Raw genomic sequence first — 15,042 nt, 5'->3', positions numbered from 1 at the left:
TTACAGATTCCGCAGCGCGGCGACTACTGCGTCGCCCATTTCCTGCGTACCGACTTTAGTGCAACCGGTCGACCAGATGTCACCGGTGCGCAAGCCCTGATCCAGCACCAGGCTGACGGCTTTCTCGATGGCATCGGCGGCAGTCTGCTGATTGAAGCTGTAACGCAGCATCATCGAGACCGACAAAATGGTCGCCAACGGGTTGGCAATGCCCTTGCCCGCGATGTCCGGCGCCGAACCGTGGCAAGGCTCGTACATGCCCTTGTTGTTGGTGTCCAGGGACGCCGACGGCAGCATGCCGATAGAACCGGTGAGCATCGATGCCTGGTCGGACAGGATATCGCCGAACATGTTGTCGGTGACGATCACGTCGAACTGCTTCGGTGCCCGTACCAGTTGCATGGCGGCGTTGTCGACGTACATGTGGCTCAGTTCGACCTGCGGGTAGTCCTTGGCCACTTCCTCGACGATTTCACGCCACAGCTGGCTGGAGGCCAGTACGTTGGCCTTGTCCACCGAGCAGAGCTTCTTGCCGCGAACCATGGCCATGTCGAAACCGACACGGGCGATACGACGGATTTCGCTTTCGCTGTATGGCAGGGTGTCGTAGGACTGACGCTCGCCGTTTTCCAGGGTGCGGGTGCCGCGTGGTGCGCCGAAGTAGATACCGCCGGTCAGCTCACGAACGATCAGGATGTCCAGGCCGGCAACGATTTCCGGCTTCAGGCTGGAGGCCTCGGCCAGTTGCGGGTACAGGATCGCCGGGCGCAGGTTGCCGAACAAGCCGAGTTGTGCACGAATTTTCAACAGGCCGCGCTCAGGGCGGATATCACGCTCGATGGTGTCCCATTTCGGGCCGCCGACGGCGCCCAGCAGCACGGCATCGGCTGCGCGGGCACGTTCCAGGGTTTCATCGGCCAAAGGCACGCCGTGCTTGTCGATGGCGGCGCCACCGATCACGTCGTGGCTCAGTTCGAAGCCCAGGGAGAACTTGTCACTGGCCAATTCCAGCACCTTGACCGCTTCGGCCATGATTTCCGGGCCAATACCGTCACCTGGGAGAATCAGAATCTGCTTGCTCATGCGTTCCTCATGTCATCAGTCGGTGCGCCTCTTGGGCACACCCGGAAAAATTCTATCGCTCAGCCATCAGAACCAGTACATCGGTACTGAACGAGCCATCAGCCTCAATCTCAAAATATTCGCGCACTTCATTACCCATCGACTGCTGCAACTCGCGGATCGCCGCGCGCATCACCTCTGGCGTGCGCATGCGCTCGACCCAGGAGGTGTATTCCAGACGCAGCCGCTGGCGAGTGGTGCTGCGGGTATGCAGCCCGGCCTCGCTGACCTGGCGCAGCCACTCGCCGGCGCTATAGTCGCGCACATGGCTGGTGTCGCGCAGCACTTCCACGCTTTGCAGGTAAGTGTCGAGCAATGGACTGCCCGGTGACAACACATCGATGAACACCGCGACACCGCCCGGCTTCAACACCCGACGCACTTCGCGCAGTGCCAGGCCGAGATCGCTCCAGTGATGCGCCGAATAACGGCTGAAGACGAAATCGAACTCGCCATCGACGAACGGCAGCCGCTCGGCGGCACCGTTGACCGTGGTGACATTGCTCAGGCCCCGATCGGCAGCGGCAGCGGCCACCACATCAAGCATCTGTTGCGACAGGTCGTAGGCGACCACTTGCTTGACCAGCGATGCCACCTGAAAACTCACGTGACCGGCGCCACAGCCCAGGTCCAGGACCCGGGCCTCGCCCTGCCCTGCCAGTTCGGCCTGTAGCAGCGCGAATTCGGTGCCTTGAGCGTGTACGGCGCTGCTCAGGTAGGCCGCCGCCTGTTCACCGAACTGCTTCTGGACGACCTGGCTGTGCTGGGCGGTGCTGGTCATGGGGGCTTCCTTTTTCAGGGTTTGGTCTTGTGATGCTTATGCGGGCCTCTTCGTTGGCAAGCCAGCTCCTACAGGTATTGCGCTGCCCTTGTAGGAGCTGGCTTGCCAGCGAAGGCGGCATCACGCCTTAGACAAAATCACGCGTCGCGAAACAACCACGGTTGGCTAGCCCGATGCTTGGCTTCAAACGCCGCAATCGCATCGCCGTCCTGCAAGGTCAGGCCGATATCGTCCAGGCCGTTGAGCAGGCAGTGCTTGCGGAAAGCATCGATTTCAAAGTTCAAGACCTTGCCGTCCGGGCGGGTCACGGTCTGTGCCTGCAGGTCGATCTGCAACTGGTAGCCCGGATTGGCCTCGACCTGCTGGAACAACTCATCGACTTCGGCATCGCTCAAGATGATCGGCAGCAAGCCGTTCTTGAAGCTGTTGTTGAAGAAGATGTCGGCATAGCTCGGCGCGATGATGCTGCGGAAACCGTATTCTTCCAGCGCCCACGGCGCGTGTTCACGGCTGGAGCCGCAACCGAAGTTCTCGCGGGCCAGCAACACGCTGGCGCCTTGGTAACGCTCAGCGTTGAGGACGAAGTCCTGGTTCAGCGGACGCTTGGAGTTGTCTTGATACGGCTGGCCCACATCCAGGTAGCGCCACTCATCGAACAGATTCGGACCGAAACCGGTGCGCTTGATCGACTTCAAGAATTGCTTCGGGATGATCTGGTCGGTGTCGACGTTGGCACGATCCAGAGGCGCGACAAGTCCAGTGTGCTGGGTAAAAGCTTTCATGCTGCGCTCCTTTAGATCAATTCACGGACGTCGACGAAACGACCGTTCACAGCGGCGGCCGCGGCCATGGCCGGGCTGACGAGGTGGGTACGGCCACCGGCGCCCTGACGACCTTCGAAGTTGCGGTTGGACGTGGATGCGCAATGCTCGCCGGACTCCAAACGGTCCGGGTTCATCGCCAGGCACATCGAGCAACCCGGCTCACGCCATTCGAATCCGGCCTCGAGGAAAATCTTGTCCAGGCCTTCCGATTCAGCCTGCGCCTTCACCAGCCCCGAACCCGGCACCACGATCGCCTGCTTGATGGTCGAGGCCACTTTGCGACCCTTGGCGATCACCGCCGCAGCGCGCAAATCTTCGATCCGCGAGTTGGTGCAGGAACCGATGAATACGCGGTCCAGCTGAATGTCGGTGATCGCCTGATTGGCGGTCAAACCCATGTACTTCAAGGCGCGCTCGATGGAACCGCGCTTGACCAGGTCCATCTCCTTGGCCGGATCCGGCACGTTCTGATCCACCGCCAGCACCATCTCGGGCGAAGTGCCCCAGCTGACTTGCGGCTTGATCTGGGTCGCGTCGAGTTCAACGATGGTGTCGAACTTGGCGTCTTTATCGGAAACCAGGTCTTTCCAGGCTTCGACAGCCAGGTCCCATTCCGCGCCTTTCGGGGCAAATGGACGGCCCTTGACGTAAGCCACGGTTTTTTCGTCAGCGGCGACCAGGCCAACGCGGGCACCGGCCTCGATGGACATGTTGCAGATGGTCATGCGGCCTTCGACGGACAGGTCACGAATCGCGCTGCCGGCGAACTCGATGGCGTGGCCGTTACCGCCGGCGGTGCCGATCTTGCCGATCACGGCGAGCACGATGTCCTTGGCGGTCACGCCGAACGGCAGTTGGCCTTCGACGGAAACCAGCATGTTCTTCATTTTCTTGGCGACCAGGCACTGGGTGGCGAGCACGTGCTCGACCTCGGAAGTGCCGATACCGTGGGCCAGGGCACCGAACGCGCCGTGGGTCGAGGTATGGGAGTCGCCGCAGACCACGGTCATGCCCGGCAAGGTGGCGCCCTGCTCCGGGCCAATGACGTGGACGATGCCTTGGCGGACGTCATTCATCTTGAATTCGACGATGCCGTATTCATCGCAGTTATCGTCGAGGGTCTGGACCTGCAAACGCGAAACCTCGTCGGCAATGGCCGCGATGCCGCCCTTGCGCTCAGGGGTGGTCGGTACGTTGTGGTCCGGGGTCGCGATGTTGGCATCGATGCGCCATGGCTTGCGCCCGGCCAGACGCAAGCCTTCGAAGGCTTGTGGCGAGGTCACTTCATGGATGATGTGACGATCGATGTAGATCAGCGCCGAACCATCGTCGCGCTGCTTGACCAAATGCGAATCCCAGAGCTTGTCGTAGAGCGTTTTGCCGGCCATCAGACGGTTTCCTCATCAGCTTGTTTCTATGCCCCGGGCTTTGAGATTTTCAATAACCCTTTGGCTTGTGAGGCTGATCCTATGGGGTTACATTAAATAACTCAAATTCATATTTTTTATGCTTTGGATAACCAACTGGAATACAGACATGGACCTGGCCAACCTGAATGCTTTTATTGCCATCGCCGAGACGGGAAGCTTCTCCGGCGCGGGCGAACGGTTGCACCTGACCCAGCCCGCAATCAGCAAGCGCATCGCCGGGCTGGAGCAGCAACTGAAGGTGCGGCTGTTCGATCGACTGGGTCGCGAAGTCGGCCTGACCGAGGCCGGCCGCGCCCTGCTGCCGCGGGCTTATCAGATTCTGAACGTCCTCGATGATACGCGCCGCGCCTTGACCAACCTCACCGGAGAGGTGACCGGCCGTCTGACCCTGGCCACCAGTCACCACATCGGCCTGCACCGTTTGCCGCCTCTATTAAGAGAGTTCACCCGGCGTTATCCCGAGGTGGCGCTGGATATCCAGTTTCTCGATTCGGAAGTGGCTTACGAAGAAATCCTCCATGGCCGGGCGGAACTCGCGGTCATCACCCTGGCCCCGGAACCCCACGCCCTGGTCAAGGCCACGCCGGTGTGGGACGACCCGTTGGACTTCGTGGTCGCCCCCGAGCATTCGCTGATCAACAATGGCAAGGTCAGCCTCGCGGACATCGCCCGCCACCCGGCGGTGTTCCCCGGCGGCAATACCTTTACCCACCACATCGTCCAGCGCCTGTTCGAAGCCCAGGGCCTGACGCCGAATATCGCCATGAGTACCAACTACCTGGAAACCATCAAGATGATGGTGTCGATCGGCCTGGCCTGGAGCGTCCTGCCACGCACCATGCTCGATGACCAGGTTGCGCGGATACCTTTACCGGGCATACAACTGACTCGCCAGCTAGGCTATATCCTGCACACTGAAAGGACGCTATCGAACGCAGCACGGGCCTTCATGGCCTTGCTGGATGCCCAGATCGATCTGCCAGGGACTCAAGGCTAACTTGTGCTACTCCTATAGAGCCGCGAATTCCTGTACCCGAGACCCAATTCAGCCCAAGGCTTGCCAATGCCGAAATCTGTTGACCGTATTCCGCCGATGCCGCGCATCCAGGCGCTCGACCCCAAAAGCTCCGAACAGAGCTGGGAGAGTGCCTCGCAACTGCTGGCCGCGCTCAACGGCGCGCGCCTGGGTGCCTGGTATTGGGACATCGAGCGCGGGCAGATCAGTTGGTCCCGGGGCACCCAGGCGCTGTTTGGTTTCGATCCCCGGCAACCGTTGCCGGCCGACCTGGAATACCTTGACTTGCTGCCTGTGGAAGATCGGGCCAAGACCCTTCGCGCCTTCCATGCCGTGATCGGCGGTGCGCCGCTAGAACAAGCGATGCACCACCGCGTGCGCTGGCCCGACGGCAGCCTGCATTGGCTGGAGATCAGCGGCAGCCTGCTGCCGGACAAGCACGGCCGTCCACGCATGATTGGCGTGATCCGCGAAATCACCCACCAACGCCAGCGCGAACAGGCGCTGAGCAGCTCGGAGAAACGCTTCGCCACGCTGTTTCACCTGTGCCCGAACATGGTCCTGCTGACGCGCCAGGAAGACGGCCTGATCACCGAAGCCAACCAGTATTTCGAAAGCCTGTTCGGCTGGCCGGTCCAGGATGCGATCGGCCGCACCACACTGGAACTGGGCCTGTGGGTGCACCCCGAACAACGCGCGCAACTGGTCACGGCCACCAAGGCCAAAGGCGAGCTGACCAGCATGGAAGTGCAGTTTCGCGCCAGCAACGGGCAGATCCACGATGGCATCCTCAGCGCGCAAAAGGTCGAACTCGAAGGCCAGCCCTTCCTGCTGAGCACCTTTCTCGACACCACTGAACGCAAGGCCGCCGAGCACGCCCTCAAGGACAGCCAGGAGCGCCTCGACCTGGCCCTGGACTCGGCGCAACTGGGCACCTGGGACTGGCACATTCCCAGCGGCATGTTGTATGGCTCGGCCCGCGCCGCGCAGTTGCACGGCATGGAGGCCATGCCTTTTCATGAATCCTTCGACGAGTTTTTCGAAGGCGTGCCCGGCGAAGAGCGCGACACCATGCGCGATGCCTACCGCAGCCTGCGCGAAGGCCCGGCCGGCAACTATCAGCTGACCTATCGGGTGCAGATGCCGGATGGCAGCTCACGCTACCTGGAAAGCCGTGCGCGCCTCTACCGCGATGAAAACGGCGTGCCCTTGCGCATGGCCGGTACCCTGCTCGACATCACCGACCAGGTCGAGCGCGAACAACGCCTGGTGGCCTCCGAAGAGAAATTCGCCACCCTGTTCCAGGTCAGCCCGGACCCGATCTGCGTGACGCGCCAGGACACCGGGCAGTTCATCGAGATCAACTCCAGCTTCACCCAGACCTTCGGCTGGAGCGCCGCCGATGTGATCGGGCGCAGCGCCGACGAAATCGGCCTGTGGGACGCCTCGGCAAAAAGCCTGCAGCGAATCGAACAGGTGATCCGCGAGCAAGGCCTGAACAATGTCGCGATCCTCGTCCAGCACAAGGACGGGCAGTCGCTGACTTGCGTGATTTCCAGCCGCCAGATCAGCGTCAGCGAGCAGCCGTGCGTCGTCACCACCTTGCGCGACATCACCCAGCAGCAACGCTCGGAAGCGGCGCTCAAGGCCAGCGAAGAGAAATTCGCCAAGGCCTTCCACTCAAGCCCCGACGCCATCACCATCACTGAACGCGATACCGGGCGTTACCTGGAGGTCAACGACGGTTTCTGCCGCCTGACCGGCTACCGCGCCGACGAAGTGATCGGTCGTACCGTGTACCAGGTGGGGATCTGGGCCGAAGAAAAACAACGCTCGACCTTGCTCGCCGAGCTGCAGATCAAGGGCCGGGTGCATCACCAGGAAATGCTCGGGCGCAACAAGCGCGGCGAGTTGCTGACGGTAGAGGTCTCGGTAGAACCGATCACCCTCAACGAAACCGCGTGCCTGCTGCTGACCGCCCGGGACGTCAGCCTGCTGAAGAACGCCGAGGCGCAGATCCGTCACCTGGCCTACCACGACCCGCTGACCAACCTGCCCAACCGCGCGCTGCTGATGGATCGCCTGAGCCAGCAGATCGCCCTGCTCAAGCGCCATAACCTGCGCGGCGCGTTGATGTTCCTCGACCTCGACCACTTCAAGCACATCAACGATTCCCTCGGTCATCCGGTGGGCGATACGGTGCTGAAGATCATCACCGCGCGCCTGGAAGCCAGCGTGCGCATGGAAGACACCGTCGCGCGCCTGGGCGGTGATGAATTCGTGGTGTTGCTCAGTGGCCTCGAAGGCTCGCGCAACGAGGTCAGCGATCAGGTCCGCGAGCTGGCCGATACCATTCGTGAGCTGCTGTCCGAGCCGATGTTCCTCGACGGCCAGCGCCTGCAGGTGACGCCGAGTATCGGTATTGCCTTGATTCCCGACCACGGCTCGACGCCAACCGACTTGCTCAAGCGCGCCGACATCGCCCTTTATCGCGCCAAGGATTCGGGACGCAATACCGCGCAGATGTACCACAACACCATGCAGAAGGCCGCGAGCGAGCGCCTGCGCATGGAAACCGACCTGCGCCTGGCACTTTCGCGCGGTGAGTTTCGCGTGCATTACCAACCCCAGGTGGACGCCCGGGATAACCGCATCGTCGGCGCCGAAGCGCTGGTGCGCTGGAACCATCCGGAGCTGGGCGCGCAGTCGCCCACCGAGTTCATCAAGGTCCTGGAAGACAGCGGGCTGATCCTGGAGGTCGGCACGTGGATCGTCGACGAAGCCTGCCAGGCCTTCAGGCAACTGATCGCCGATGGCCTGGTGGACCCCGCGCAATTCAGCCTGTGCGTCAACATCAGCCCACGCCAGTTCCGCCAGAACGACTTCGTCGAGCGCATCGAAAACAGCCTCGCCACCTATGGCCTGCCCTTCTCGCTGCTGAAACTGGAAATCACCGAAGGCATCGTCATCCAGAACCTGGAAGACACCATCAACAAGATGCTGCGCCTGAAAAAGCTGGGCGTGAGCTTTGCCATGGACGATTTCGGCACCGGTTACTCCTCGCTGACCTACCTCAAGCGCCTGCCGGTCGACACCCTGAAAATCGACCAGTCGTTCATTCGCGACGCCACCACCGACCCCAACGACGCCGAAATCATCCGCGCCATCGTCGCCATGGCCCGCAGCCTGGAACTGAAGATCATCGCCGAAGGAGTGGAGACCTCGGAGCAACTGGAGTTCCTGCAAGGCCTGGGCTGCCATCTCTATCAGGGCTACCTGCATAGCCGGCCGCTGCCGGTGGAGGATCTGCAGAAGCTCCTGTAGGAACGAACTTACTGGTTGAATACCACTTTCATACGCGCATTCCGGAAACGTCCGATTTACGCCTGACCGCCCCATATAGAACCCTTGCGCTGCACTTTGCCCTGCCTCCAATCCTTCGGAGGCAGGCGCAATTTGATCATCAACAGACAAGGAGTTGCAGCCATGGCCAAGGGATATTTCATTCGCAAGGGCGAGAAGACCAGTTGCGGTGGCGAGGTGCTCGAGGCCGATACCCGCGTGATGATGTTTGGCATCGCCCACGCTCGCGCAGGGGATCGGGTTTCCTGTGGCAAAAACGACGAAACCTACCAAATCGTCGGTGGCATCTCGTACATGGACAGTCACGGCAGACTGGTATCTGGCTCGCTGGATAGCCGCAGCAGCTGCCCCTGCAAGGCCAGTCTCCTCCACTCCTTCACCAACGCCACCTATGAGTCCAAACAAGGTGGTGCGCCGCAATCCGTGAGGAGTGTCCCTCAACAGGAAGCGGCGCTAGTTGCGCCCAGCAACCCGGTCGCCCCGCGACAGTCCGGCTCCACTTCAGCGCGGGCGCCCACACCCACGCTCAGCGAACGGCCAGGGACAGTCTGTGAAAACCTTTGGCGCGATTACCAGCTTCGGGTCGAGAACGTCGCGGCACCGGGCGGCAAACTGATCGCCGATCCGAAGACACGCAACAAGGCAATCAATGCGGCCTACGCGCAGCTCTGGCGCCTCGATCCGCGATTCCAGTGGGCAGGTCTTGCGGCCTTCGCCTCGAAACAGGTGGGTTGTGGACTACTGCACGCGGCCGACACGCTTGAGAAGATGCAGGCGGAAGAGCAGGCGATACAGCAACTGAGGGACAGTGCCAGACGAGGACTGGGTGGTTTGTTCAGCAGCAGCGAGCGGGAAAAACGCGCAAAAATTCGCGAGTTCGAGCAGCGCCAGCACGAGTACGAACAGGCCAACCGTGACAACCCGGTGTGGGGCTTCACTCACTGGGGTGCCGACATGCCCTTGTCGTACTCGCAACGGATGTACCGGTTTGTTTACGAGATGCTGGCGATGGGCAATACCACGCTGTTTTTGGATGTGTATCCGTTGCATGTGTTCTACAGGGAACGTGGGTTGGAGGCGCTTAAAGATTGCCTGCCTGCACGGAAAAACATTTATGGCAGCGGTCAGCATCCGGTGCTATGGCCAGTCGGGCAGGAAAAGCTGAGATTCGGGACTGACCATAAGGAAGTCCTGCAAGCCTTTGAGGCAATTGAGGCGGGTAACATCGCCGAGAGTGTCGCGTTTCTTGCAACGCACGAACAAGTCAACATCCTGCAGCCAGCGATGTACAACGAAAAAGGCCTGCAATGGTTGCTGCACGGTAACCATGCCTCCTACGTCATCGGTTTTCCGTCAGGTGTCGCTGAGGCAGTCGAACTGACCCTGGCCAGTCAGTGCCGCCGTATCGATGATGGACGCACCATTGGTTTCAGCAACAACCCCGTTGCCGACCTCTCCGAGGTCAACCAACGTATGGCCTTCGTTTTAAGGGCGGCGGAGCAGTTTGATGATCTGCTGCACAGCGACCAACGCAAGCAGCTGGAGGAATCGATTCGGGATATCGCCTGGGGTGGAGGCGTGCGATGAGCCTCATGCGGCGCCTGGGCTGGCGACGGGGCATGCTGACACTGGCTGTCGCGGCCCTCCTGACATTAGCCGCTATTCAAGTGGTGTCGGAAGAGCCGGAAATCGCCCTGTTGATTGGCGAGCCGTACGAGGCTATGCGCCAGCGCTCCAGTGCTGCCATCGATCCGGCCATTCAAGGACATGTCTCATTTAGTATCCCGAAGTCCGATGCCCGCCTGCGCTTCATAGATCCCGAGTACAGCTTCGTGACTCCACAAGCCCGATTCTTCGCGATTATTTACAACAAAGACTTGATCAACAGTGTCCGCATGTCCCCACAAATCGAGCCGCTTTTGCTCGACGACACCCTCAAGGTCGTGCTGGATTTGCAAGACCAATTGCGCAAGGCCGGTTGGACGCCCATCCGCATCAAGGAAGATCCACCGTTCGCCGACACACCAGAATGGCGGGCCCGATTGCGCGACGTGAACAAGGGCGGCACTTCCTATTGGCATGCGGGCGACAAGTACCAGGTGATGCTGGTGGTTGGGCGTTTCAGGGACGAGAAGCGTCCCACAGAGGAGCGCTACCTCATCACCCTGTCACTGGCCAAACCATGGACGAATCCCTGACTTTTCTTCATCGCGACAAGACCACGCTTTCAGCATTAAACCCACACACCAGGCGCCGTCGCCAAATCCATCCCAAGATGCCATCTACACTCAGTAACCATATCGCCTCCCCCGAGACCTCATCAACGTGCCCAGCATCTACCAGATCAAACCCGCCTTCCAAAACCTCCTGCGCCCCCTGGTCCAGCGCCTGTTCGACAAGGGCACCACTGCCAACCAGGTCACCCTGATCGCAGGCATCGGCTCAATCCTGGTGGGCGTAATGATCGCAAGCTTCGTGCATCACCCCTGGATCTTTGCACTGGTACCGATCTGGATGATCGTGCGCATGGCGCTCAACGCCATCGACGGCATGTTGGCTCGGGAATTCAACCAGCAGTCGCGCCTGGGGGCCTATCTCAATGAGCTGTGCGACATCACCGCCGACTGCGCCCTGATCCTGCCCTTTGCCCTGCTGCCCGGTGTCAGCCTGTGGCTGGTGCTGCTGGTGGCCCTGCTCGCCTTGTTCAGCGAGTACAGCGGCGTGCTGGGGCCGATGGTCGGCGCTTCGCGGCGCTATGACGGGCCCATGGGCAAAAGTGACCGGGCTTTTGTCCTGGGGATCGTGGCCGCTGGCATCGTACCGGGCTGGATCAGCCCCTTCTGGGTCAACACGGTGTTCGCGATCATCGCGATGCTACTGGTCTACACCCTGGTCAACCGGGTCCGCCAGGGCCTCAGGGAAGCACAAATCGACAGCTCTTCAGCCGAAGGAAATGGCAATGCGTGAAGCACAGCAACAGACATTCACCACCCACGACGACGTGCAATTGTTCTATCGACACTGGCCAGGCACCACAGAACCTGGTGAACCGCGCAAGGCCGTGCTGCTGTTTCACCGCGGCCACGAACACTCCGGACGCATTGCCCATCTGGTGGATGAACTGGACCTGCCCGGTTTTGACTTCTTTGCCTGGGATGCCCGGGGCCATGGCCTCTCGCCAGGCGCCCGCGGCGACAGCCCCGGCTTCGCCACCAGCGTGCGGGACGTGCAGACCTTTTGCGAGCACCTGAGCGCGACCTACCAGATCGACGAACAGAATATCGCGGTGATCGCGCAAAGCGTCGGCGCGGTGATCGTCGCCACCTGGGCCCACGATTACGCGCCGCGCATCCGTGCGCTGGTGCTGGCGTCCCCGGCGTTCAAGGTCAAGCTCTATGTGCCCTTCGCCCGCCAGGGGTTGGCGCTGATGCGCCGGTGGCGCGGCAACTTTTTCGTCAACAGCTACGTCAAGGCGCGCTTTCTCAGCCACGACCCGCAGCGCGTCGCCAGCTACGACAGCGATCCGCTGATCACCAAGGCCATTTCAGTGAATGTCCTGCTCGGTCTCTACGAGGCCGCCGAACGGGTCGTGGCCGATGCCCAGGCCATCACGATACCCACCCAGTTATTGATCTCCGGTGCCGACTTCGTCGTGCATCGCCAGCCCCAGGAACACTTCTTCGAGCGCCTGGGCAGCCTGCGCAAGGAAAAACATGTGCTGCCGGGGTTCTTTCACGACACCCTGGGCGAAAAGAACCGCGGGCACGCCGTCGCCAGCGCACGTCGCTTCATCCTGCAGAACTTCGCACAACCCGGCGAACGTCCCAGCCTGCTGGACGCCGATCGCCTGGGCCTGACCTGCGCCGAATCCGAATCACTGGCCGCGCCGCTGCCGCACAACTCCCTGCGCGACCTGTATTGGCGTATGACCCGTGCCAGCATGCGCCTGGGCAGCCGGCTGTCGTCCGGGATCAAGCTGGGGTTCGACACCGGGTTCGACTCCGGGAGCACCCTGGACTACGTCTATCGCAACACCCCCACGGGCAAGTCAGGCGTCGGCCGCCTGATCGACCGCAATTACCTCGACTCCATCGGCTGGCGCGGCATTCGCCAACGCAAGCTGCACGTCGAAGAACTGCTGCGCCTGGCGATGCAGCAACTACGCGACCAAGGCCGCGAAGTGCGCATCGTCGACATCGCCGCCGGCCACGGACGCTACATTCTTGAAGCCCTGCAGGGTGTCAGCCCGTTACCCGAGTCGATCCTGTTGCGCGACTACAGTGACATCAACGTGCGCGACGGCAGCGCGCTGATCCGCGAAAAAGGCCTGGAAGGGATCGCACAATTCGTCAAGGGCGACGCCTTCGACCGTGCCGACCTGGCCGCGCTGGAACCCAAGCCGACCCTGGCGGTGGTCTCCGGTTTGTACGAGCTGTTCGCCAACAACCAAATGGTCGCGGGCTCCCTCGCCGGCCTGGCCGAAGCCGTGGAGCCTGGCGGTTATCTGGTCTACACCGGTCAACCCTGGCACCCGCAGCTGGAACTGATCGCCCGCGCCTTGACCAGCCACCGTGAAGGCCAGGCCTGGGTCATGCGCCGGCGCACCCAGGTGGAAATGGACCAATTGGTGGAGGCCGCTGGCTTTCGCAAAGTCAGCATGCGCGTCGACGAGTGGGGTATTTTCAGCGTGGCTCTCGCGCAACGGGTGTCTTGATGCTGCGCAACACAACGACGGCGCGCGAGCCCGGCTTGCTCAAACCGGCGGTGCTCTGGTTGCTGCTGCTGGCGCCGTTGTTCTTCGGCACCTACGGCTTCGCCACCTGGTACACCACCCAGCGCGACGATGTCGGCAGCCTGGTGTTCGACTGGGAAAACCACATGCCGTTCTCGGCCTGGACCATCGTCCCCTACTGGTCCATCGACTTACTGTACGGGTTGTCCCTGCTGCTACCCGACAGTCGCCAGGAACTCAAGCGCCACGCCTTGCGCCTGCTGACCGCGCAACTCATCGCAGTCAGTTGTTTCCTGATCTGGCCGTTGCGTTTCACCTTCGCCCGCCCGGAACTGGACGGCGTATTCGGCTGGCTGTTCGATGTCCTGGCGGGCTTCGACAAGCCGTTCAATCAGGCGCCATCGCTGCACATTGCGTTGCTGGTGATCTTGTGGACTTGCTATCACAGGCATTTGCAGGGCCTCTGGCGCGGATTGATGCATGCCTGGTTTGCCCTGATCGGGATTTCGGTACTGACTACCTATCAGCACCACTTCATCGATCTGCCGACCGGAGTACTGCTTGGCTGGCTATGTGTCTGGCTGTGGCCGCTGGAGGGGCCCAGCCCGCTGCAGGGTGCCAGGCTGGCAAGCGGAAAAAAACGCTGGCAACTGGGGCTGTATTACCTGGTGGGCGCTGCTGCTTTCGCGGGTCCGGCCTTTTGCTTCGGCGGCACCTGGCTGTGGCTGACCTGGCCGGCAGCGGCCATGCTGCTGGTGGCGCTCAATTACGCGGTGCTGGGCGCAGGCGGTTTTCAGAAGCGCGCCGATGGACGCTTGTCCCCTGCCGCTCGCTGGCTGCTGGCGCCCTACCTGGCGGCTGCCTGGCTCAACTCGCGCCTGTGGACGCGCAACAATCCGCTGCCGGACGAGGTACTCGATGACGTCTGGCTCGGGCGCATACCGACTGGCCGGGAACTCGAGGGCAGCCCTTTCAGCGCCGTGTTCGACCTGTGTGCCGAACTGTCGATCGATCCCGGCAGCGTCGCGTATCGCACGCTGCCGGTGCTGGACCTGACCGCCCCCACCCCCTCGCAATGCCAGGAAGCCGCGCTGGCCATCGAAAGCCTGCGCCAGCACGGGCCGCTACTGGTCTGCTGCGCCTTGGGTTATTCGCGCAGCGCCACTGCCGTCGCCGCCTGGCTGTTGCACACCGGGCGGGCCAACAGCGTCGCCGAAGCCTTTTTGGTGATCCAGCGCGCACGCCCGGGGATTGTTTTGGGACTTCTGCATCGAGAGGCTCTGGAGCCACTGGCGATTAACAGGGAGGAGAGCGATGTCCATTGATATGCAATTGCAGGCGACCGCCAACCTGTTGCGCCGTGGCGACTCACTGGATCGACTGTCCACCGGTCTGACCCTGCTCGGCGCCTTGCTCGGCCTGAGCCAGTACCTGGTGCCCGGCACGGGACTGTGGAGCCTGGTCTGCAGCGGCGGGTTGCTGGTGCTCGGTCTGTGGCAAAAGTATTGGGCACTGCGGGTAGGCTTCGACGCCGATCTGTTCCGCCATCTGGCCGACCGTGCCGAAGACTTGCCCCAGCGCACCCAAGACCTGGACCAGGCGCTGACGGCCCTGGGCATGCAACCTGCCGAACGCGGCGGCCGCCCCTGGAGCGAACGTATCACCGGCGCCCTGAAGCTGTTACGCCGCCAGGCGCTGCTGGTGGTGGCGCAGGTGCTATTGACCCTGTTTTTCATCCTGGCCAGCCCTTGGCTGAACGTTGCCGGATAAGGAGT

At 61.8% G+C, this 15,042-nt stretch carries 12 protein-coding genes; 8 read left to right on the top strand and 4 right to left on the bottom strand.

Annotated features, from left to right (window positions below; genetic code table 11):
- The 4 genes from leuB to leuC all read right to left on the bottom strand — a co-directional run bounded on the left by leuB (window position 1) and on the right by leuC (window position 4,115).
- Window positions 1-1,083: a 3-isopropylmalate dehydrogenase gene (gene leuB / locus NQL71_RS03360; RefSeq protein ID WP_274642275.1), complete on the bottom strand. Its 1,083-nt coding sequence runs from the start codon at window positions 1,081-1,083 to the stop codon at window positions 1-3.
- Between the two features lie 52 nt (window positions 1,084-1,135).
- Complete coding sequence (locus NQL71_RS03355) at window positions 1,136-1,903, bottom strand: class I SAM-dependent methyltransferase (RefSeq protein ID WP_248686397.1); 768 nt, start codon at window positions 1,901-1,903, stop codon at window positions 1,136-1,138.
- Between the two features lie 137 nt (window positions 1,904-2,040).
- Window positions 2,041-2,685, bottom strand: coding sequence for a 3-isopropylmalate dehydratase small subunit (leuD, locus tag NQL71_RS03350; RefSeq protein WP_077185516.1), 645 nt, complete (start codon window positions 2,683-2,685; stop codon window positions 2,041-2,043).
- An 11-nt stretch (window positions 2,686-2,696) separates the two neighbouring features.
- Entirely contained in the window at window positions 2,697-4,115 is a 1,419-nt protein-coding gene (gene leuC / locus NQL71_RS03345) for a 3-isopropylmalate dehydratase large subunit (RefSeq protein WP_046817911.1), read from the bottom strand.
- Window positions 4,116-4,263: 148 nt separating this feature from the next.
- Between leuC and NQL71_RS03340 the strand changes: the two genes are divergently transcribed.
- The 8 genes from NQL71_RS03340 (at window position 4,264) to NQL71_RS03305 (ending at window position 15,037) form a co-directional block, all read left to right on the top strand.
- Window positions 4,264-5,154, top strand: a complete 891-nt coding sequence (locus NQL71_RS03340; RefSeq protein ID WP_046817910.1) for a LysR family transcriptional regulator — start codon at window positions 4,264-4,266, stop codon at window positions 5,152-5,154.
- A gap of 66 nt (window positions 5,155-5,220) precedes the next feature.
- Window positions 5,221-8,496, top strand: a complete 3,276-nt coding sequence (locus tag NQL71_RS03335; protein ID WP_274642274.1) for a PAS domain S-box protein — start codon at window positions 5,221-5,223, stop codon at window positions 8,494-8,496.
- A gap of 162 nt (window positions 8,497-8,658) precedes the next feature.
- The gene (locus NQL71_RS03330) at window positions 8,659-10,122 is read left to right on the top strand and encodes a PAAR domain-containing protein (protein ID WP_274642273.1); all 1,464 of its coding nucleotides are present in this window, start codon (window positions 8,659-8,661) and stop codon (window positions 10,120-10,122) included.
- A complete protein-coding gene (locus tag NQL71_RS03325) occupies window positions 10,119-10,733 on the top strand; it encodes a hypothetical protein (protein ID WP_274642272.1) in 615 nt (204 codons plus the stop codon). Before NQL71_RS03330 ends, NQL71_RS03325 begins: the two co-directional genes overlap by 4 nt.
- Window positions 10,734-10,860: 127 nt before the next feature.
- Window positions 10,861-11,502, top strand: coding sequence for a CDP-alcohol phosphatidyltransferase family protein (locus tag NQL71_RS03320; RefSeq protein WP_274642271.1), 642 nt, complete (start codon window positions 10,861-10,863; stop codon window positions 11,500-11,502).
- Complete coding sequence (locus tag NQL71_RS03315; protein ID WP_046817895.1) at window positions 11,495-13,249, top strand: bifunctional alpha/beta hydrolase/class I SAM-dependent methyltransferase; 1,755 nt, start codon at window positions 11,495-11,497, stop codon at window positions 13,247-13,249. The genes NQL71_RS03320 and NQL71_RS03315 overlap by 8 nt, the downstream gene beginning before the upstream one ends.
- Window positions 13,249-14,592 carry a phosphatase PAP2/dual specificity phosphatase family protein gene (locus tag NQL71_RS03310; protein WP_248686393.1) on the top strand — a complete coding sequence of 448 codons (1,344 nt, stop codon included), beginning with the start codon at window positions 13,249-13,251 and terminating at the stop codon, window positions 14,590-14,592. Before NQL71_RS03315 ends, NQL71_RS03310 begins: the two co-directional genes overlap by 1 nt.
- Window positions 14,582-15,037, top strand: coding sequence for a hypothetical protein (locus NQL71_RS03305; RefSeq protein ID WP_046817893.1), 456 nt, complete (start codon window positions 14,582-14,584; stop codon window positions 15,035-15,037). Before NQL71_RS03310 ends, NQL71_RS03305 begins: the two co-directional genes overlap by 11 nt.
- The last annotated feature ends 5 nt before the right edge of the window (window positions 15,038-15,042 follow it).

This window comes from Pseudomonas serbica (assembly GCF_028823535.1).
Taxonomy (GTDB): domain Bacteria; phylum Pseudomonadota; class Gammaproteobacteria; order Pseudomonadales; family Pseudomonadaceae; genus Aquipseudomonas; species Aquipseudomonas serbica.
The sequence above is the reverse complement of the archived record's forward strand: the minus strand, read 5'-3'. Positions and strand labels throughout refer to the sequence as shown.

Excerpts from the sequence above, each read along its gene's own strand:
- NQL71_RS03355 (WP_248686397.1), bottom strand. The coding sequence starts at position 1,903 with ATGACCAGCACCGCCCAGCACAGCCAGGTCGTCCAGAAGCAGTTCGGT.
- NQL71_RS03310 (WP_248686393.1), top strand. The coding sequence starts at position 13,249 with ATGCTGCGCAACACAACGACGGCGCGCGAGCCCGGCTTGCTCAAACCG.
- NQL71_RS03330 (WP_274642273.1), top strand. The coding sequence starts at position 8,659 with ATGGCCAAGGGATATTTCATTCGCAAGGGCGAGAAGACCAGTTGCGGT.
- NQL71_RS03340 (WP_046817910.1), top strand. The coding sequence starts at position 4,264 with ATGGACCTGGCCAACCTGAATGCTTTTATTGCCATCGCCGAGACGGGA.
- NQL71_RS03335 (WP_274642274.1), top strand. The coding sequence starts at position 5,221 with ATGCCGAAATCTGTTGACCGTATTCCGCCGATGCCGCGCATCCAGGCG.
- leuD (WP_077185516.1), bottom strand. The coding sequence starts at position 2,685 with ATGAAAGCTTTTACCCAGCACACTGGACTTGTCGCGCCTCTGGATCGT.
- NQL71_RS03305 (WP_046817893.1), top strand. The coding sequence starts at position 14,582 with ATGTCCATTGATATGCAATTGCAGGCGACCGCCAACCTGTTGCGCCGT.
- leuB (WP_274642275.1), bottom strand. The coding sequence starts at position 1,083 with ATGAGCAAGCAGATTCTGATTCTCCCAGGTGACGGTATTGGCCCGGAA.
- NQL71_RS03325 (WP_274642272.1), top strand. The coding sequence starts at position 10,119 with ATGAGCCTCATGCGGCGCCTGGGCTGGCGACGGGGCATGCTGACACTG.
- NQL71_RS03315 (WP_046817895.1), top strand. The coding sequence starts at position 11,495 with ATGCGTGAAGCACAGCAACAGACATTCACCACCCACGACGACGTGCAA.
- leuC (WP_046817911.1), bottom strand. The coding sequence starts at position 4,115 with ATGGCCGGCAAAACGCTCTACGACAAGCTCTGGGATTCGCATTTGGTC.